This window comes from Vibrio gangliei (assembly GCF_026001925.1).
Classification (GTDB): domain Bacteria; phylum Pseudomonadota; class Gammaproteobacteria; order Enterobacterales; family Vibrionaceae; genus Vibrio; species Vibrio gangliei.
Genome location: NZ_AP021871.1, coordinates 27,922 through 47,466, shown reverse-complemented (window position 1 = coordinate 47,466; position 19,545 = coordinate 27,922). Strand labels below are relative to the sequence as shown.

Here is a 19,545-nt window from a genome sequence, read left to right as displayed (position 1 = left end):
AACCAAACATAACAAAAATTAGGGCTTATTTGGAACAGATACTTGAGTGGAGTAAACAATCTAAATTGCTTTGGGGCATTTTCGATTTAGGAATGGCAGCGTATCGATTGCGATCGCTGCCATTTTAGTATGATACTTTAATACTAAGTATGAATCTTTATTACTTGGTATGAGACTTTATTACTCTCTCACAAGAGGAATGATGGTTCATCCTTTAATCGGATTTCCTATCGGATTGCTTCTTTTCGTGTCATCCCTTGTTTATCACCTTGTTCCTGAATGTGGATTAGAGGGAAAGCGATGCTTCAATCACATACAATTAGGTCACAAAAAAGCCCAATCAAAATGAATTGATTGGGCTTTTGTTTATTGTCTCGTTGCCTTTAAAATGACAACAGAGACGCTAGTACCATCGAATTGATTATTCCTATCACTTGAATATTCGTAATCAAATCCATCAGGTAATTTATAGTTTCTTGCTGAAACCGGCAAAATTGCCGATAGTCGGCCACCAGCTTTCAGTAATGACAGTGCTAAATTCAAATGCAATTCCGCTCGCCCCTCGCTGAATGGAGGATTCATAACTATTGCATCATAGTAATCAGAAGTGTTTTTGGCATAAGTGACAAAATCTGCTTCCATTACATTCTCAAAACCCATTCCTCTCAATATTGCACAATGAAGTTTACTTGCTTCAATGAGAGTGGCATTTGCCGGTAAGAATTTTGCAATCCCTCCCTGCCCTGCGCTTGGTTCGAGAACAGCATCACCGTCCTTAATGTCGGCCAGAACAACGGCTTCCATAGCAAGAACTTGATTGGTTGGATAAAACTGATGTGACAATTTATCAGGAATACAACCAATTCGTTGGATTTCATTCAGTATATCGACAGGATTATATTCAAACTCAAAAGCCGTCTGGGCTTTTATAGAACGAGCTTTTACCCCACCGATTAACTGAAGAACACGTTCAAGCTCTTTAATTAGGTGCTTGTCTTTGTTGTGTGTAGCTATAAATAGCAGGTATGCTCCGCTATTCGATCTCTTACATGCACTGTAACCCTTGTGCGTAAATTCATTTAACGCATTAAGAACTTCAACCGTTAAATAGTCATCGCGTAGGATAACCACTTTTGATTGCTTCTCTTTCTTTGGTTGACGGTGCTTGTGTGGGATCGCTGCCCCATATATTGTTGCTAATATTGAATTGAGCTGCCATGCGATCTCGGGGTGAAATTCAATATGACATGTTCCTTTCAAATAGCGTCTAATTTTCCACGTACCACCATCCATTTCATACCATTGTCCATCATGCGGTACAGTGTCTAATAACTGACGAGTATGATATACGGTAAAAAGTTTGGTGTTTCGGTTTGTTAAAAGCAAAATCACTGCTCTAAAATCATGAATGCAATCCACCATCCCACTGAGATAATCATGCCACCCCCCGTTATTTCTATCTAACGCGAAGATGCAGCGTTTATAGAATCCCTCTGGTCGGTTGGTGATATGCTCTTTAGAAAGGCTTTTAAAGCATCCATCAATCTTTTCTGCGGTGAATTTACCTTGCTCTTTAAGTAGGGCGAACAAAGTGGATTTAATGTTTTCCTCATTAAAATCAACCCATTCTTCTTGGTTTTCCCATTCCTTTTTTCGTTGATTTGGCAGAACGTCATACAATCCGGTTGTGTGAAGTAACTCCTTCCAAGAAGACACTTTTAATTGTTCCAGCGCTACTTCTATTTTGTTTGCAAAAAAGCTGTAGGTTTGGCTAGAAATGTATTTATACACACTCTCAAAGCAACTTTGATTTTGGTAAAACCATTCAATTTGCTCTAAGCGTTGTTTGTACATGATGAATTGATGTTCAATGATCCCACCATTCACTGCTAATGCAGTTTTGTTGAGTTGTTCATTACCTAAATCAATATTGAATTTTATGTTTGCTAATGCAGTTGTCATAGTTAGTTTCCTTTTGCTTGGCGCGTAGCGCATTTGAAAAGGAATCTCACCCTAATGAGAATGAGATCCCTTTAGGGTTTTAGTGGTTAAAGTTTGGTTAGTTATTACCGGTTAGATTTGCGCTCTGCGCGGGTTTAGTTATCCCCTAGATTCAATGTAAATCGCTCAGGGTTCCTAGTTCGAATATTTACATACTCACCAAAGAACACATCGAAAACTCTCACAGCATCTTCATAAGTACCGCATCGCATAATCTCCCCTACGTTGGTAGTTATGCCGAGCTTTTTTGTGAGGTTATTAGCTACCGAGATCAGCACAAAAACATTGCCGTGCTCGCCATCTAAATCTATTTCGATTTTTGCTTCTCTTAGTCGTGGTGTAAGAATTGCCATAGTGTTTCCTTTTTTTGCGTTTGTTATTATCAAAAGGAATTTCCCTGCAGGGAAATGTCCCTTTAGGGTTGTGAATACTTTGCTGATTAAGTTATTTCTTAATTAGCGCTTTATATTCAAGGTAGTTACCACAGTTATTTAAGTCGCTTTGGCAGAAATTCCATGTTATGAAATTCTTCCTCAGTGCGGTTAAATGATGTGACTCGATTGTTTTAAAGCTTGTGCTTAGTTTGATTTTTCCATCCATATCAATTGCACCATCCTCGACCCATTTGAGTCTACGAGGTGATTTTGATTCTAAATAGATAGCATATTCACGAGCCTCATCAGAAGACGGGGCTTTAATGATAACGTCTGTATCGAACTCAATATCAGAGATTTGAATCCGTACATTCACTAGATAGTGTTTGTTAAACATGGTTATTTCCTTTTAACTAAGTTGAGCAATAAATGCTCAATAGGTGGTTTCAAGACGCAATAAGCCACAGCAAAAAGCTGATTGGTTTAATGGTTGAATAGTCTGGTATTGGTTTGTCCAAGGTGGACGAAAAGAGTTGCCGAGAATGGCTGGTGGTATGGGCTAAAACGCTTCTCTAAGAGTGCCCGAGAGAGAAGTGAGTGTTGAGTCGTTAATATCTCATAAGGTTTAAATGATTTCAATTAAACAAAAAAAGCCCGCACGAATGCGGGCTTTTTCAGTATTACTTTTCGTTAGCGTAATCGAGAAGTTTTTTCTCAACTATTATCAACTTTTTTTCTATGTAAGGTGATGCAATGGCAAGTAAGCCAATTGTTAACGCAACACCCATTACAACATATAAAGCTGTCATATTCTGTCCTTAGCTTCAATGAGCCATTGTTCACATTTTAGTCTTTTGAAGAAATGATGGCAAGTAGCGTAAATATCACACCTGATCCCAGCAACAAATAAAACTGTTGGTTAAAATCAAAATCTGATGATATAGCCGATGTATAAGCACCGGTATATCCAGCTACTCCCAAGTTCCCCAAGTGGACACCGATAGCTGCTTTTGCATTTTTCAATGCGCCAGCAATTTTTCGAATAAAATGAACAAAAGCGGCAATTCGTATTGAAATTGCCTTTTTCAAAGCGTTGAATTTTGCTTTCATTTGTTCCTCTTTAATTAAAAAGAGGCAACTCCCCTACGGGAATTGCCCCGTAGGTTTGTTATTAAATTACTTACTGTACTGTGCAGGGATAGGCATAAGAACGACCGTCACACACAAAATGCTGCGGCTTGTTCAGCATACCTCTGATAGATTCGTATCTGTCTGAGTCAACAAAGTCCACTAAATCAAGGATGTGTCTGATCTCAAACTTATTCCCAAACTGCCCTGATACCGTAATAATTGCGACATCTCGAACAAGCTTATTTAGTGTTATTGTTACCTTCCCCTTTTGGCTTGCTAACATTAAGACCTTTGGATTCGCAATTAACGAACATTTTGGATCTGAAATGTTTAAACAATGAGTGATTTGAGAGCCCAAATTTCTTCTTCTAGGTTCTCGGTTAGTTAATACCTGTGCTTTGGCCAAGCTTAATGCGTGGCTTCTCGATATGTGCTGCAAAATGGATTTTTGATCTCCATTATTATGCAGCCAAAAGAACTCTGATGACTCAGGTTCATTCTTTATCGTGTACTCAAGCATTTCTATTCCAATTTTACTGTTTAAGCGATAGAGCCATGTACCAGCTCCATTTCCTTTCAGTATCCAAATATATTTATCGCCTACTACCGAATCGTTTTCGATAATATCTCTATCAATCTCAAACAGATCTTCTGTAAAGCGAGTCATTAACGGGTACTGAACGGATGCTTCAACCATTTGTTCGAATAGTGTTTTCATAGTTATTTCCTTTTTGAATTGCGTAAAACGCGGGTTTATGCGCACGACAAGAACAAAACCATTTAAAAAATGGTTCTGCTGTCGATTGCAAGTTGGTATTAGTTAGCTTGTCTAATAAGACGAATGGAAAGCCTAAAAGATGGCTTGAGTGTGGCTTAGTAGGTAAGAGATTTGATGGCTATACTTTGGTTGGTTAACTCAATTAGAACTGATTTAGCTTCCTTTAATTCAGTTAAAAGTTCAGCTTTATTAAGTTCTTTCTTGAATGTTGTTTTAACCGCATCACCATCAACCGATTCCACCAGCTCTGAACGAACTGAGAAACCGTTTTCTGTCTCCAATACCAAGTCCTTACCGTTAAACGATAAGAAAGCGTTGTCATTGAATTTAATAGCATCACGTAACAAGTCACGAAAATACTTTCCAATAAAGATGAATTTCATATAACCACCAATGATTAAAAGAGTTGTGCATACCCTTTTGGGTACGCACAAGCACTTTACCATAATGAATGGTTTTATTTGATACGCGCAGCAATCATTCGAACGTAAGCCTTTTCAAGCTTAGTTGTGAACGATTCAGCAGCCTTTATTAAAAACTCAGCACCGCCTTTACCCTCTGAAATTGAGGCTAACTGGTCGATGGTGTGTCTTGTTGCAGGGCTGATTGCAGTGAAGTCATAATCATCGAAATTTTCAAAGTTTTCCGTATCAATGCTTTCAGAAAAATCATTTTCAACCGGTTCCTCTGATTCAACTTCTGTTGCTTCGATAGCCACTTCTTCATCTTCATCTACCAGCTCATCATACTCCGAATCGATAACTGTAACCTCTGAAGTTTCAACAACTTCCTCTGCTTCAATTACCACAACTTCTTCGTCCGATTGAACGGTATTTACAGCTTCAATTTCCTGATCATGAGAGTTGTTTACACCTGATTTTTCTTCAGTTGTATGCTCATGTTCAGCCGCTTTCTTCGCTTCTGCTTCTTGTTTCGCTTTATTTAGCTTTTCCAAGTTGATTGTCACAGAATCACTAAGGTACTTCTTCATATTCACTAATTGCTCAGCATTTGTGAAATGAATAGTCTTACCCTGCTCAGAAAGCTTCGACTCAATGTTGCTAACGATTTTATTTACTAAATTTACGTCAGTATCGAGTCCTAGCTTGTGAACAAAACCTTTCCATTCAGCATTTAGCTCAATTGATGGATCTACCTCGACCTTTTTAGGGGTTTCGGATTCATCCATGACAATTCCACCATCATGCTCTTGGCCAGACTTTGTTTCATCTAACTCCATCTCCATTAACTCCACACTATCACCACAATCAAGTGATAGAGCGAAAGCAACGCCACGAGTTAACGCCTTCATTGCATTTAAACGGGATGGATATTTTGTCCACACGATAGTATTTCGAACGTTCTCTAAAAAGAATTCAGGAATTCCCTCGATAACTCGCCCATCCTTAAACTCTATAATTAAAGAGCACCATTCATTAACTGAATGCTGTGAGTATGGGCAGGTTACTTTTTCACTCGAAAACACCATTTTGTGAGTTTTGTAGTCTGGATTATTTATCAATGCAGATAAGTAACCTTTAGCAGTTAAATCCACCGTGATTTGCCCACCGTACACACCAGCGTATATTTGCCCGAACAACGGGTTTAACGCGGTTCTACGTGCGAGAACAAATAATTCCCAAATGCTTGATTCAGGAATAAACGACAATGGATCTCTTTCTCTTGTTAAGAGTGGAACGAAAATCTTATTAAACACTAATTCATAGTATTTATACTCGTCATTGAATCCGGCTTTTTTTGCCATTGGTGCAATAAACGCGCGAAGTTCGTTTGATATTGTTTTGTCAGTTGTAGTTGTCATAGTCATTACCTTTAAGTTTTGTACATAAGTACGATTGGAAAATTCCATCAATCAAATACTCGGCTTACGCCAAGATCTTGAATGAAGAATTGAGTTTAAGTTTGCTTGTCCGAATCGGACATTGATTTGTCAGCTATGTGACGGATGGTTTGGGCTAAAACACTTACCGAAATTGCCCGAGCAGTAAGTGAGTTTGGATTTTGGGTAGTAGACCTACCGAATAAAACAAAGCCCCTACTGGGGCTCTGTTTTGATACGGTTTAAATAGGTAGCTTAGCGAGCTTTTTGTTGTAAGTCTTTTTAACAACCTTACGATAAAACACGCCTACACACTCCCATACAGTCCACAGTGAAGTTAGTAACACTGCTGCATTAACTAATACTTGTTCAGCCCACATGATATTACCCCTGTGCTGCATTCATGAAAGCACCGCAAGGTACATCTAAAGCTTCTTCAAGTTCTTCGCATTGCTCATCAATGAAGCCTGCTAATTCCACACCTAAACGGATATAGGTTGGAATTGCCATTTCTGCATCGTCAACTAACTCAGCATGAGCATCGTAGTTTACCGATTCAAAGAAATTAAAAGTGCCATTAGCATTTTCAAGCTCTGAATCATTTGTGTTGCTTACTTTCAATTTGGCTTCTCTGCGTCTAACAAGCTTATTAGCGGTCTTGTTTGAGTAGTAGCCAATTTTCACTTGCTTCACAAATCGGCAGATACGCCAAAATGAAAGCAAAGCAATTATAGGAAAAGCAAAACCTGAACATAGAAATGCAAAGTTTTTAATGCTATTCCAAATCAAGAAAGTAGCTGGTGACATAGTGAAATAATCCATAGTTATTACCTTAATAGTTTTGTGCAAAGCACGTTGGTTGTGTCCATAAATGGACGGTTAGTTATTGCTAGATGCAATTAAGTAATCCCAAGCAGGGATTGATAGTAAGATCTGAGTAAAATCAGTAGGTGTAGCAGTACAATAATCATAAGACTATTAGTAATTTGCTATTTAGATTGGAGTTCCCGTAGGGAAGGATTAGCCGAGGATGGCTGGTGGTATGGGCTAAAACGCTTCTCTAAATTGCCCGAGAGAGAAGTGAGTGTTTGAGTCTTTAATTTTGCACAGGGGTGAATAATTGTCAACCAATCTCATTATTACCGTGGTAATAAGTGCAACTATGATTACTTCTTGTACTATCCAAATATTTATCCCCCTGATTGTTGCAATCAAGAGATTTACATAGTAAAAATATAATACAAGTATTATGTGGGAACTTTTATGGAATATCAGATCTCTTACTTAGTGTTGGTTTCTTCTCTGCTGTTGACTGCATTAACCGCTTGTTGGTGGGCGCTCAACAAAATCTATAAATTAACGCTCCCGATGACACAATTCGGATTCCGAGGGAAGCTTGTCTATATTGATGACAATAAACATCCCGTTCTGTTGAGTCACAAATATAAACTCAGCTCTAAACCGGATTTCATATTCAAGACTTCTTTATTTCGGCACACTCTTGTTGAGCACAAGTCTCGATATAAAGGTCACTATCCATCCGATGATAAGCAAATGTATGCCAGCGCAATTACAGCAAGGGAGCAAGGCTACCCTGTAAGCAGTGGGTATTTAGTGACAAAATCTGAGTTATATCCCGTTAAATTATCGTATTCATCAGCTACACTTTATAGAAAAATCAAAAATGAGGTTGCGTATATCAATATGATTAGACAGGGAAAAAAGCCTAAATGTAGAAAATCAGCCAAATGTTTAGTGTGCTTCAGGCGTGAAAATTGTGAGATCAATCAAGGTTAACCATTGCGCAATTATAATACTTGTATTATAATTGGCGTATTGATGAATGACTTAAATTATTAAAGGTGTATTATGAATGAGTTTTTGTTAGTTGGTCTTCTTTGTGGTGTGTATGTTGCGTTTTACTTTGCAAAGGCGTTGAAAGGTAAGCACTATACCGATAGTTATCCTTTCAAATTACCAGCCGGTGTTAGCCGTGAAGAAGCGCATTTGAACTGGGTTGAATCTTTACCCCCAAAGTATAAGCAAGCAGAGGTTGCAAAACTACTTCGTGTAATGAAAAACAAGAAATGAGAAAGATATGAAAAAGAAAAAGTATTTAAACTTATTGCTTTTTGTGCTGTTTTTCCCGCTGTCTCTTTTGGTTCTAATCCATGCAATTGGAGCGAAAGACTATTACAAGAAAAAGCGTAACAAAAAAATCTATGGGCGATCCCATGTTATTAATATATTTGACGAGGATTAGCATTTTGGGTTGTACATCTAGCTTTAGTAAATAAAGGGACACAGAAAATCTGCGTCCCTTTTTATTTATCTCTAGTCTAACGACCTGCTGCTTTTTTAGCTACGCTAACGCCTGAAGATATAACTGATGATGCGAATGACCCAGCGGTTGATGCTGCTTGTTGTCCCGCGCTATCACTCATAGATAAGCTTCCAAATAGTTTTACACCCATCCAGCCCACAAAGACAAACCATATAAGAACAAGGCTATAATTAGCCATTTGACCTATTAAATTTATGGATGTTGAAATTGTTTGCATCATTGAAACGGACATGCCTTCTGGTAATTTAAGGTACGTTACATTGAATAAGAATGATGTGAGTGATTCATCTAAATACGCCCCAAGTTCAAATGTAAATTTAGAAAACTCTATCGCCACATATCCTATTGTGGAAGCTAGTAATAGGTTCCGATTAAATCCTGTCATCAACATCATTAATGGGAATGCAATAATCAAAAGCATTTTGGCTATTGAAATAACAAGGGGAGCGGTAATTTGGTACTGAAGAACCTTTGTTGAGTCTATTGCCACACCTAACAAGTTAGATGCTGTTGTTACACTATTTCGTATAGCATTCGCTGAGCGTTCTAATATACTGCCACTACCAGATGTTCCTTCTAATACCAACCCAGAAGGATTAAAGGTTGTTAAAAGCCAACCTGCAGCATTACCGTTCACAGTAGAATCTAGGCTACTCAGGGCTGCATCAGTCAATGTTCTGCCATCTTTATGAATGGCGTTATTAAACAAAACATTTGCATTGCTATTGTCATTTTCAGTATCACTTGATGTTGATCTGCGGTTAATAGCGGCAAAGTCTTTTGCGTAATTTCCTGTTTTTGTGTATTCAACCAAATCGGAGTGTAAATTGCTTCCTAAAACGCTGCAATCAACGGTAGCTGGCTTATAGCCCCATAGGAAGCCCTCTTGTGAATATTCGGGCAATTGAACGGTAGCGGTAAGCTTTTCTTCATATCCGTCAATATTCATTCCTGATAACGCGGTTCTAATTGCTTGACTATTGAAAGACAGGTCTGACATATCTATTTCAGATTGCTGATTTTGCATTTGTGATAAATCACCCAAACGTTTAATAGCCGGTGCGTAACATTGCTTATTATATTCAAGTGCAGTTTGATAAAGGTCGCCTTCAGGCACCGCGCTTTGTGCATTGGTTAAAGCTACACGTAAGCTATTTTCACCCTCTTGAACATCGCAAGGAATAGCATGGATTGCGGCGTTTGTTACCCCTGTTGAAAACATATTCATGAGCGCATTCCATAGTGATGGATTCGCCCCCTCAATAGATTGAATTGTTGGGTTTATTGATAGCTGATCGACCGTTAAGTACGTACCTAATCCACCAGCTAAGCATGAATAACTTTTGTAGGTTATATCTCTAAATGTTTCTTTCGATGAAAAGGAGAATGGCTGTACAGCAAATAGAATTATTACAAACATACCCCATGCTTTTGCTTCAAACTTTCTAAAGGTTTGTATTGCGGGCGTCCCTTCATCCGCGCCTGCGGCTCTGGCCTCGTTAAAACAAACGATTAGCACGATAATGAATGGAATTATATAGAGCTTAGTCTGCAGCAATAAATCCCATATCTGTGATGACATGTAGTTACCCAACGGGATAAAAAACAGGTCTGTTGCTTCATTGGTTAACATGATCTTTATCTCTTACTTGATGGATAATGCGTTTTCATTTTTGGTGCCTCTTGAATGGAATCTTCTTTCATTCAAGATAATGCGCGTATTGCTATTGATGGAGTCACGCAATGCAATTTCTTGCTGGAAGTTATTGATTTGCTCAGTAAGGGCATTTAACTTGCTATTCACCTCCATCATCATGGCTTCATTGCCGGTGATATTTGCATTAGAGCGACCAGTTAACAGAATTTGGCGAGTAGCGATTATCTTGTCGATAGTTTTTGAACTGGCCACATCAAACGCCAAACGTTCAATAAACACCTGTCTTGAGTCTGTTTGCTCTGCCCTTAAAGCTGTGATTGTCGCTTCTGTAATTTGATAATTTGGGGCGCTAACATCATCAAGTTTTTCTTGTGTGATATTTCTGTCCTGCGTTAACTCTGTAAGCTTTTGAACTAGCTCGGTAGATTCCTTTTCGACAAGTTGAGCGATTGACTGAGGTGGAGTTGTGCGAATGGTTTCGCAGCCAGAACAGGTGCGATAATTTGTCTCACCTAACAGTTCCACTGCAAAATCTTCTGCCTCTTGATTTGTTGCAAATATTTTTTTGATAGCTGTAGATGATGTACCACCAGAACCAGTCACGTTGGTACCGACCACATCGGAGCAATCACCTGATGTTGTTTCGGTTAATCCGCAGTAGCCAGCCAATGAAGTCTGCGCAACGACCTTTAGTGGTCTCTGACCGGCACCACCGAATTTATTACCAGTCACACCGGTAACACCTGCGTCACCATTAAGTCTTGAGCCACTTCTGGTTAGATCAATAATATCAACGTTTCCTTGCTCACTATATTTCGCCATTTCCTCTTGCTGGCTAGTGAACTTCATGATGTTCTCTGGTGCATTCTTAATGAACTTTTGCATCTCCTCACAGGACTGTAAGGAACTAAGGTAGTCGTTATAACCCAGATCGATTCCATTTTCTAAAAATTCATAGAATCCTGGGTTCATTTCCTTCATTAGCTGGCCAGCAAAGCCCTGAACAGAGGTTACAGCGGAAGTAATTACGTTATTAAAAAGGACATTTAAGTTGCCATCGTTGAATGAGTTCAGTACCGATAGATTGGGGTCGAACTTTCCACACTGTCCAAACGTGTCAACTTTAGCTTTAGCCAGTTCATCCCATCGAGAGCGGGGTTTATACCCGTCCACTTCAAGTATTGGCGTTGGGTTTTCTCTTGGATTAACAATTAGCATTTCCAAGGCTTCTCGTTCGGCTGCAGAAGATGAGGTTGACCTTGACATCATATAGCCAAGATCGGTTGAGTTTGCGGCAAATGCGCTTGAGTTAAAGAGCAATAAGCTAATTAAGGTGAGTCGGTGATATTTAGCCATAGTCAATCCGTAATGATTCAAAATGTTCGGTCGTTCGGACTAAATTAATATTCATTATGTGTATCACCGAATTTAGATGGTTAAATGACATACATGGCACACAATTATCAAACTTGTATTGTATAATACTTGTGTTATTCTTATTCAATGTCTTGTACTTGGAGGATTTGAAGCTTTATGGCATTACAATCTCAGAAAGATGTGGTTATAGATGGTGCTGAAACGCTTCCACTTGAGGATGTTCTTCTTCATGCTTTCGGTGGTGATAGAAAGACACTTCTTGCCTCATCAAACGTCCCAACAGCCGCGCAAATCAATAATATGGTTGCTTATGATTACAAAGTTGCGCTGATGGATAATGGTAATTTTGCTGCCATAACCGGTAAGCAAAAGGTGTTTAAAGGAAGCAAATCAAATATTGCCACAGGGTTAAACGCATTAGGTTTGGAGTTTCCTAGCGGTGGTAAATTTGTTGAAAACTTAATGACTTTGCTAAAGGTAGATTCATTAAATGAGCTAGCACAAAAGCTGGCCGTTGATGAAGTAGCGATTGGGTTGTATGAAAAATTAGAATCCGTTCCAGCTCGATTTGTTATATATGTCCACCTGCATACTGGCATTTCAATTCAAAAGCTTATCTCTCATAAATAATGAGGCCGATTGTGCTATGGATTACAGGGGTGTATCCATAGCAACTTCTTTAAAAACAACACTAAGTAAGGCTTTCCCCGTCCAATACACCGCCTATTCGTGCTTTTATTGATTCGATTCTTGCTTTCTTTTGAGCGGCATTGCGAGCAGCGTTAATGGCATTCTGTACAGGGCAGTTTGTGCTGCTGTGTTCCCCTAGATTGATATTTAATAGTGCGCCAACATCATTTGCCAACTCGGTTGCTCGTTGCTCCCAATGGTCACGTGTTGAAACAGTGCTTTCTAATTCGCTATCAGCGATAAGCGAAAAATTATCTACATTCGAGCGAACCCATGTCGCTATGTCTGCATCACTCATTTTTGCTAGTTGATATAAATCCATACTTTTCCTCTCTTTAGAGTTAATGTTTCATTTAAAGTAAATCAATTGTCATTGCTTATCTTTGGGTTATGGTTTTGTAGCTGCCTCAGTCTTTAAAGTAATTCCATATAGGTCTAGTTTTTTATTTATGCTCTATATCTGCTTCTGAATGTACTTTGTAAGGCTTATTGCAGTGATCACAAGTAAACTCCAAGCCTGCTGGATTCACTACAAATCCATCTTCTTCATTTCCACAGTGAGGGCAATATAACAAAACATTACGTGCGTAGAGTTCAGTTACTATTTTCATGTCCAACTCCTAAAATTAATACACGGCAGAAACCAAAGAGTTGCCTTCTCTTGTGCAACAAATGTAATTTCGCCAAAGTGTGTAATAGTACGCTCGGCCAACCTTAATAGGCTCATTTGTACCAATCCCAATATTGATGTTAGGTGTTGGGAATGTTGAGCATTTTTGCATATAGCTGGCACCAATATTCATCGGCTGCCATTTACCATTAGCTTGGTCTACTTTGGGATCTTCCAGCTTTCTAGCTCCATTGATGTTTTTGGGCATTGCTGTATAGATATGTAGTCCCCTTGAATCCCCCTGATTTTCGTTAACTATCGATGCTGCTCTAACTGCTGCTACAGAGGCACCGATATATGGCGAGCTATTCATAGTCCAACCGGTTCTAGGATAAAGCGTCCCCCACAGGCTCCCTGTAGAGCTGTTTGTGATCCGCCTTAAAATGTTCATTGGGTAGAAAATTTGTTCCATCATCCCGCTGCGCCACTCGTAAAAGTCTATGTCGCTATGAAAATACGTCATAAAAGGCTGCACAGTAGAGCTGCAATAGCCCAACTCCATTGCATCTAATAGGGTTCCAATTGTCTGCTGGTGGGCACTAAGAACGGGATTGCCCATAATATGAACACTACGGTATCCCTCGGTGCTGCTTGATAGGTTATCCATAGAAAATCCGGTCAACGAGCTCCCTATTCCACCACCTATTGCACTAGCAAGCTTGTTGTTCAACTTAGCCGGTACGTATGGCGTGTTATCTTTGGTGTGGAAGACTTCAACTTTGGCGTCAGGTGAATACATGCTTACCACTGGTGAGTAGTCAATATCAACGCTAAACGGGGTAACTGTAATCCAAACGCAAACACCAAGAACTTTAACGTCCACGCACTCCATGTTAATGCTTGAGCTATAATCGGTTGCAAGCTGCTTTGTCAGCGAGTCTTCTTCATCTTCAGAAAAAACGTTGTCTTTGTCGAAAACAAAGTCGTCATTATTCTCAGAATCAAAATAATCGGATGTGTTTATTGTTGGGTTTTCATTTGCGTTTGCATAGTGTGGGCCACAAATTGCAATTGCCATTATGAAAAGCAATTTCGTCAGCTTCATTCTATTGCCCCCCGCTTAGTTAGTTCTTTCCAGCGGTAGACGGATAATGACACCGGAGAACCATAAACCACATAATTCCCATTAATTACAACGGCAGGTGTTTTTTGAATTTGGTAGCGCATCGCTTTTTCAATACCTTGCCATGCGTTAATTAGGTCATTTTTTTGCTTTTTAGCTTGCTCAACAATGTATGGTGTTACACGCTTTTTGTACTCATCTAGCCCAGCTTGTGATGCGCGTTCCTGTTTTGTTGGCTTTGGTATTGATTCACTAGCGACCATTTCCAGTCTCTTTGCCTCATCAATGACGTAGATGCTTAAACCTTTAGCGGATTTCTTTACATCTAAAGCGCTATCAAGTTGGTCATGGGTAACAAATAGTTCTACTGTGTTGGGTGCAACATCTGCAGCCAAGCTGAAACTAGTAAAGGCGAGAATATAGACGGTAAGTACCAATCGCACTAAATGATTCATAAGGAGTCCTCCAAGATGAATCAAGGATAAATGCGATAGTATCTAAGGGAAAAATTAGGCGGTTTGTTTCGGTTACTCTGGAATTATAAGAGCTATACCATTCTCAAGCGGTGCGACTTCTGTGAACCCTTGTTTTAACCAGAAAGCATGAGAATCTTGATGATTAAGTTGAGCCCCAACTAGTCTGACTGACTTTAACTTTAGCTGCTGTGTTGCAAATTCTACTAACTTTGTACCCAGCCCAATGCCCTGCATTGCTTTTGGTAATGCAGCGAAGGTGATTAATGCGTAGCTTTCGTTGTTCATAAGCTGTTCAACTAAAATCCCACCCTGTTCACCTTTGATCCCAAAGTAATGCAGCAAACTTGGCTTTTTTATTTCAGAAAAATCTATTTCAGGTTCCTCACTGTGGGAGCTACAGCTCTCATTGTACAGGCGAACGGTTTGGGCACGTTTGCTTTGATATTTCTTCCAGTTAGAGTCTGCAGTAAGACTGTATAATTTGGTCATCGCTAATAATAATTCACCTTTATTTGGGATGGATTTATAACATTGTTGGAGTTTAATTCCTATGTTATAAACAAAAGAACTCAATGATTCACTGGCAATGCCAATGAGGTTAACCATGCAAAATACATTAGAAGAAGATCTTAATTCAGTGTTGGGTAATTGCCTTGGGCTTACTGAGCCTTGTCAGTGTAATACCCCTCGTAGCTGTGAATGGTGTGGCAATGCTGGATGGCTAACTCCCAAAGTAAAACAATTGAAGATAGCCGCACAAAAAGAAGAACTTGCACGTTCAAGTGTAAGTGATTTGTTTATGAATACATCTATTTAAGAAAATTTCTTACCTGCAACCTTAACTATATAGCCCACAAAAAATTCATTTGTGGGTTTTGTTTTTGTGGTTCTGTAGGAGAGGAATAAAGTTTGTACTAAGCAGTCAAGTAACCCTGTTTGTACCGTTTTAAATGATACTCACCCAGAAATAAAGATTCATACTAATTCCTACTACAAAGTCTGAGTCATGCTACAACTGAGTAATAAAGTATCATACTGGTTGTCTTGGGCATCCACAGATTGAGCGGTCCCATTCAAACACGTTTCTGTCGGATAGGCGACACCTGTTACCAAGTGCCGCCCTCCTAAGAACCGTACGTGCAACTTTCACTGCATACGGCTCAAGCCTCCACTAAGGCGTATTACGTTACCCAGCAACCTAGATAGCAGTTAAAGCAGGCTCCAACCATGAGTGACGACTTTCCTTTTTCGATTTCCTCTTTGCCAAGTAATCTTGGTATTGGGGGTCGAACGGTGTAGCCGCACTTCGGATCTTCACATGTCTTTTAATCGGCGTTTTCGCTATTTGAACTAAGTTGTAATGACAGTCCATGTTCGCGATTTTCTGCCAACCGTGAAATTGCCAACCACCACTTCTATTCATGTAGTATTTGCGCCTGACCCAGTCTTTTGGCTTAGTAGGATGGCGTCTAACCGCCCATCGCCACAGAAGCCAGAAGATTTGATGACCGAGATAGCCGAAAGTTCGTTTTGCAACGCAGTGACGATAATAATTCGCCCAACCTTTCAATTTAGGATTCAATAGTCTGATAAGATCATTGACTGGCATTGTTGCGTGCTTCTTGATGAGTTCACGCAAGTTTCCCAAGAAAGAGAGAACGTTAGTTTTACTCGGTTTGATGAGCAATTTACCTTTGTACTTCCTGAGGTTAAAACCTAAAAAGTCAAAGCCATCATCTATATGAGTAAGGTGTGTTTTCTCTTCAGAGAGTGCCAACCCTCTTTCTTTTAGAAAACCAATTAACCGAGGTTTGATTTCATTGATAAGAACATCTTTTGATGATCCGGTTATTATAAAATCATCCGCATAACCGATGAAGTTAACTCGTTCTCCCGAGCTCTTGTCTACTTCCTTTACAAGCTTTTCTAAGCCCGCAAGTGTCAGTAACATAAGTGTTGGTGAGATAATTCCGCCTTGCGGAGTTCCCTCCGATGTTCGGTAAAACAAACCTTTATCAATATAGCCTGAGCCTAGCCACTGCTTTAGCATTCGTTTGTCTATTTGAACATTTTCAATTAGCCATTCATGCCCGATTTTGTCGAAGCAAGCTTTAATATCCCCCTCCAAAACCCATTTACCTGAGCGCTTAAGACACAAACATTTAAAGCATTGTGCTATAGCGTCAGCAGTACTGCGATTCGGACGAAAACCGTAGCTGTTAGGATCAGCTATCGTTTCCGATATCGGCTCCAAAGCAAGTAAATACAGCGCCTGTTGCGCTCTATCTATCATGCATGGAATGCCTAGAGGTCTAAGTTTGCCGTTCTTTTTCGGGATGTAGATGCGTCTGAGTGGTTTGGCTCGATAACCTTTACGATTCAATTGATCTACTGCGGTCATTCGACGAGCATCTGTATTCCAGATGACTCCATCTATTCCGGGTGTCTTACTGCCTTTGTTTTGAGACACTCGCTTCACAGCCAGTAATTTAGCTGATCTTGAGTGTGTTAAGATCCACTGCAAAGCTCTCGCTTTACTGTGTTTTCCCTCTCGGGTTGCTTTTGCAATGCGCATTTGAAGCTTTAATACGTGCAACTCGACAGCCTTCCAATCGATGGATTGCCATTGAATACTGTTAGGAGAGGCACTAACTTCTAATAAAGCCACCATTTGCGTTTCTCCTTAAATAAAGTTCTTCAAATCATCTTGCAACGGGAGACCAGTTAGAAGTCAGCTCGCTTTCGCGCCAGATATAAACCTGTATCCACTTCATTACAAAGTGGCATTTGCTTTTTCTAACCTCCTTTACCTGCATACCTATCGGCAGTCTTCGCAGACTGCTTTCCCGAAGGGAGATATACAGGCTTACCCTGTTCCGTATGTCGCGCAAAATATCAGGTTAGATGCCCACTATAGTGCGGAGAGCACATCGATCACGAAAGAGTACTGTCCAACTTCTTTCCGGCTCTCATTGCCTTTTTGGCCACAGCGTACAAACCACTTCCGCTGCTTCATCGTATAACGCGCCTTACATGGATTCACTTACGTTCATCATACTGACACCCTAGCACTTACCCGATTTGTGGTTATCAGGAGGAACGTTCTCTCACGATTCAGTTCCCACTCAGTCTAACAACCGAGTTTCGTTACATTGTCGGATTCGCTGCTTTATTCAGAATCCTAGGGTCATCTGGTGATACAGATGGTCCACTCTTATCGTGGTGAACAACGCTTCATACGACTTCAGGTCGCACGGACAAAAACGAGTTATATATTTTAGTAAATTAGGAGGTAACGGATTAACTGAAGTATGGGAAAGTAACGTTTGGCTAAGGGGCGGGGTTTAGCCCGTCCCAGTGAGCGAAGCGAACGATTTGAGCCAGTTGTTAGCTGGCGGTTTTGCTGTGGTGGTAGTAAAGGTAGGCTAGCCCAATAGGGGCAATAAATATTGCAAAGCTCCAGCAAAGCAGCATTGTAAATATTTTCACGATGATCATGAGTATGGCATTTACAAAGAACACGTTATTTCCCATGATAAAGCCGACAACGCTCTCATAGACAAAACGCGAGTAAGGATAAAGAAGTGTGTTGATTGCAAGCAGCGCAATCATGCTGAATTGAATAGGCTTTCCACCGTTGATTACTACATAAATTATCAGGGCTGCAAATAGGGATCCAAAGAATAATTGGCGGATATAGTATTGAGCGGAAAGGCCGCCAAAGGTTTTTTTGATTATTTCTTGCATAATTTTCTCCTTGATTGGATTTTCCGCACTTTCCGAGGCTGAGGTTTCGTACAGCTAACGCAGAGCGCACCGGCGGACTTTACGGAGCGTAGCGGAGAAAAGGCCGTCCGAGTGACGCGTATGGTTATACACCGGACTTTGCCTTATGAATCAAAGTGGCCAACTCCGGCGCTATTGGCATTTTCTTGAACGGACTGACATTTGCACCACCGGTATTGCCTTGCGGGACCAAACCGAATGCGGTCTTAGTCGCAGCACCAACAATTCGGAAAACCTGCCCCAGCGTTTCTCGGATTGAATGGTTGCGAGTAGCCCACACCAACATCAGAGCGTGGACCTTGACATGCCAATACGTTGATTCCTGCCCAAGCACATGCGCCCGTTCCAGATGGGCGAATTCTTGCTGAGTATCACCGGCTGACCTTGCCCGTCTCGCTCTCGCTAGCTCGGTCTCAACGTAAGGGGCTACTCGCTCAGAAAAAGTACGTTTCATGAAAACCTCCTCGTAGGGGTATAACGCCGAAGTTAAGTCGTGCCGCGAAGCGGCATCGGCTTGAACGCATTGTTAGACATCATTGCCGAGCACCTTGGTGATCTCGCTTTTCATGAAGTGAATAAATTCTTCCAACTTATCTGCGCGCAAGACCGAGCGATCTTCCTCTTGCCCAAGATAAGCCTGTCTAGCTTCAAGCAAGACAGACTGATGCTGGGCAGGTAGATGTTCCATTGCCCAGTTGGCAGCGACATCCTTCGGCGCGATTTTACCAGTTGCTGCGCTGTACCAAATGCGGGACAACGTAAGCACTACATTTCGCTCATCGCCGGCCCAGTCGGGCTGCGAGTTCCATAGCTTCAAGGTTTCATTCAGCGCCTTGATTAGATCTTGTTCAGGAACTGGATCAAAGAGTTCCTCCGCCGCCGGACCTACCAAAGCCACGCTATGTTCTCTCGCTTTCGTTAGCAAGATAGCCAGATCGATGTCGATCGTGGCTGGCTCGAAGATACCCGCAAGAATGTCATTGCGCTGCCATTCTCCAAATTGCAGTTCGCGCTTGGCTGGATAACGCCACGGCATAATGTCTTCGTGCACGACAATGGTGACTTCTATAGCGCGGAGAATCTCACTCTCGCCTGGGAAAGCCGAAACCTCCAAAAGATCGTTGAACAAAGCTCGCCGCGTTGTGTCATCAAGCCTTGCGGTCACAGTAACCAGCAAATCAATATCACTGTATGGCTTCAGGCCGCCATCCACTGCGGAGCCGTACAAATGTACGGCAAGCAACGTCGGTTCCAGATGGTGCTCGATAACACTAAGCACCTTGGATAGTTGCGTCGAAATTTCGGCGGTCACTGAGTCCCTCATGATGTCTAACGCCTGGCACAGCTGCCGACAAAAT

The 19,545-nt window shown here is 40.8% G+C and carries 24 protein-coding genes; 4 read left to right on the top strand and 20 right to left on the bottom strand.

The features are described from left to right. Window positions 1–366 precede the first annotated feature (366 nt). From Vgang_RS16640 to Vgang_RS16600, 9 genes are all read right to left on the bottom strand, one after another. Window positions 367–1,962, bottom strand: coding sequence for a DUF4942 domain-containing protein (locus tag Vgang_RS16640; protein WP_157946059.1), 1,596 nt, complete (start codon window positions 1,960–1,962; stop codon window positions 367–369). A 134-nt stretch (window positions 1,963–2,096) separates the two neighbouring features. Beyond that, window positions 2,097–2,354, bottom strand: a complete 258-nt coding sequence (locus Vgang_RS16635) for a hypothetical protein (protein WP_105903709.1) — start codon at window positions 2,352–2,354, stop codon at window positions 2,097–2,099. 91 nt (window positions 2,355–2,445) lie between these two features. Then, window positions 2,446–2,772: a hypothetical protein gene (locus Vgang_RS16630; RefSeq protein ID WP_105903708.1), complete on the bottom strand. Its 327-nt coding sequence runs from the start codon at window positions 2,770–2,772 to the stop codon at window positions 2,446–2,448. Between the two features lie 283 nt (window positions 2,773–3,055). Further along, complete coding sequence (locus tag Vgang_RS16625) at window positions 3,056–3,184, bottom strand: hypothetical protein (protein ID WP_264923662.1); 129 nt, start codon at window positions 3,182–3,184, stop codon at window positions 3,056–3,058. 37 nt (window positions 3,185–3,221) lie between these two features. Beyond that, window positions 3,222–3,485: a hypothetical protein gene (locus tag Vgang_RS16620; RefSeq protein ID WP_105903707.1), complete on the bottom strand. Its 264-nt coding sequence runs from the start codon at window positions 3,483–3,485 to the stop codon at window positions 3,222–3,224. Between the two features lie 70 nt (window positions 3,486–3,555). Next, the gene (locus Vgang_RS16615) at window positions 3,556–4,224 is read right to left on the bottom strand and encodes a hypothetical protein (protein ID WP_105903706.1); all 669 of its coding nucleotides are present in this window, start codon (window positions 4,222–4,224) and stop codon (window positions 3,556–3,558) included. A gap of 155 nt (window positions 4,225–4,379) precedes the next feature. Then, complete coding sequence (locus tag Vgang_RS16610) at window positions 4,380–4,667, bottom strand: hypothetical protein (protein WP_105903705.1); 288 nt, start codon at window positions 4,665–4,667, stop codon at window positions 4,380–4,382. Window positions 4,668–4,741: 74 nt separating this feature from the next. Then, the gene (locus Vgang_RS16605; RefSeq protein ID WP_105903704.1) at window positions 4,742–6,106 is read right to left on the bottom strand and encodes a hypothetical protein; all 1,365 of its coding nucleotides are present in this window, start codon (window positions 6,104–6,106) and stop codon (window positions 4,742–4,744) included. A gap of 402 nt (window positions 6,107–6,508) precedes the next feature. Then, entirely contained in the window at window positions 6,509–6,946 is a 438-nt protein-coding gene (locus Vgang_RS16600) for a hypothetical protein (RefSeq protein ID WP_105903703.1), read from the bottom strand. 441 nt (window positions 6,947–7,387) lie between these two features. Between Vgang_RS16600 and Vgang_RS16595 the strand changes: the two genes are divergently transcribed. Both Vgang_RS16595 and Vgang_RS16590 read left to right on the top strand, forming a co-directional pair. Continuing rightward, complete coding sequence (locus tag Vgang_RS16595; RefSeq protein WP_105903702.1) at window positions 7,388–7,921, top strand: PD-(D/E)XK nuclease family protein; 534 nt, start codon at window positions 7,388–7,390, stop codon at window positions 7,919–7,921. Window positions 7,922–7,993: 72 nt separating this feature from the next. Continuing rightward, the gene (locus Vgang_RS16590; protein ID WP_105903701.1) at window positions 7,994–8,215 is read left to right on the top strand and encodes a hypothetical protein; all 222 of its coding nucleotides are present in this window, start codon (window positions 7,994–7,996) and stop codon (window positions 8,213–8,215) included. Window positions 8,216–8,463: 248 nt separating this feature from the next. Here Vgang_RS16590 and Vgang_RS16585 read toward each other — a convergent pair whose 3' ends face one another. Both Vgang_RS16585 and Vgang_RS16580 read right to left on the bottom strand, forming a co-directional pair. Continuing rightward, window positions 8,464–10,101, bottom strand: coding sequence for a conjugal transfer protein TraG N-terminal domain-containing protein (locus Vgang_RS16585; protein ID WP_105903700.1), 1,638 nt, complete (start codon window positions 10,099–10,101; stop codon window positions 8,464–8,466). 12 nt (window positions 10,102–10,113) lie between these two features. After that, window positions 10,114–11,481: a hypothetical protein gene (locus Vgang_RS16580; protein WP_105903699.1), complete on the bottom strand. Its 1,368-nt coding sequence runs from the start codon at window positions 11,479–11,481 to the stop codon at window positions 10,114–10,116. 177 nt (window positions 11,482–11,658) lie between these two features. On the opposite strand from Vgang_RS16580, the gene Vgang_RS16575 reads away from it, so the two are divergent. After that, a complete protein-coding gene (locus tag Vgang_RS16575; protein ID WP_105903698.1) occupies window positions 11,659–12,132 on the top strand; it encodes a helix-turn-helix domain-containing protein in 474 nt (157 codons plus the stop codon). 61 nt (window positions 12,133–12,193) lie between these two features. On the opposite strand, the gene Vgang_RS16570 is transcribed toward Vgang_RS16575, so the two are convergent. The 5 genes from Vgang_RS16570 to Vgang_RS16550 form a co-directional block, all read right to left on the bottom strand. Beyond that, window positions 12,194–12,514 carry a hypothetical protein gene (locus tag Vgang_RS16570; RefSeq protein WP_105903697.1) on the bottom strand — a complete coding sequence of 107 codons (321 nt, stop codon included), beginning with the start codon at window positions 12,512–12,514 and terminating at the stop codon, window positions 12,194–12,196. 121 nt (window positions 12,515–12,635) lie between these two features. Next, the gene (locus Vgang_RS16565) at window positions 12,636–12,803 is read right to left on the bottom strand and encodes a hypothetical protein (RefSeq protein ID WP_108745531.1); all 168 of its coding nucleotides are present in this window, start codon (window positions 12,801–12,803) and stop codon (window positions 12,636–12,638) included. 15 nt (window positions 12,804–12,818) lie between these two features. Beyond that, window positions 12,819–13,907: a TraU family protein gene (locus Vgang_RS16560; RefSeq protein WP_105903696.1), complete on the bottom strand. Its 1,089-nt coding sequence runs from the start codon at window positions 13,905–13,907 to the stop codon at window positions 12,819–12,821. Then, window positions 13,904–14,380, bottom strand: a complete 477-nt coding sequence (locus Vgang_RS16555) for a DUF1525 domain-containing protein (RefSeq protein ID WP_105903695.1) — start codon at window positions 14,378–14,380, stop codon at window positions 13,904–13,906. Before Vgang_RS16555 ends, Vgang_RS16560 begins: the two co-directional genes overlap by 4 nt. Before the next feature lie 72 nt (window positions 14,381–14,452). Next, a complete protein-coding gene (locus Vgang_RS16550) occupies window positions 14,453–15,007 on the bottom strand; it encodes a GNAT family N-acetyltransferase (RefSeq protein ID WP_105903694.1) in 555 nt (184 codons plus the stop codon). Here Vgang_RS16550 and Vgang_RS16545 point away from each other — a divergent pair. After that, window positions 15,006–15,218 carry a hypothetical protein gene (locus Vgang_RS16545; RefSeq protein WP_105903693.1) on the top strand — a complete coding sequence of 71 codons (213 nt, stop codon included), beginning with the start codon at window positions 15,006–15,008 and terminating at the stop codon, window positions 15,216–15,218. The two genes, Vgang_RS16550 and Vgang_RS16545, sit on opposite strands and share 2 nt — an antisense overlap. Before the next feature lie 381 nt (window positions 15,219–15,599). Here the strand turns inward: Vgang_RS16545 and ltrA are convergent, their stop codons facing one another. The 4 genes from ltrA to Vgang_RS16525 all read right to left on the bottom strand — a co-directional run bounded on the left by ltrA (window position 15,600) and on the right by Vgang_RS16525 (window position 19,511). Continuing rightward, window positions 15,600–17,072, bottom strand: coding sequence for a group II intron reverse transcriptase/maturase (gene ltrA, locus Vgang_RS16540; protein ID WP_105903793.1), 1,473 nt, complete (start codon window positions 17,070–17,072; stop codon window positions 15,600–15,602). Between the two features lie 716 nt (window positions 17,073–17,788). Continuing rightward, a complete protein-coding gene (locus Vgang_RS16535; RefSeq protein ID WP_105903770.1) occupies window positions 17,789–18,148 on the bottom strand; it encodes a hypothetical protein in 360 nt (119 codons plus the stop codon). A gap of 124 nt (window positions 18,149–18,272) precedes the next feature. After that, complete coding sequence (locus tag Vgang_RS16530; protein ID WP_105903791.1) at window positions 18,273–18,641, bottom strand: DUF3703 domain-containing protein; 369 nt, start codon at window positions 18,639–18,641, stop codon at window positions 18,273–18,275. Between the two features lie 72 nt (window positions 18,642–18,713). Next, a complete protein-coding gene (locus tag Vgang_RS16525) occupies window positions 18,714–19,511 on the bottom strand; it encodes an ANT(3'')-Ia family aminoglycoside nucleotidyltransferase AadA13 (protein ID WP_001424636.1) in 798 nt (265 codons plus the stop codon). Between the last annotated feature and the right edge of the window lie 34 nt (window positions 19,512–19,545).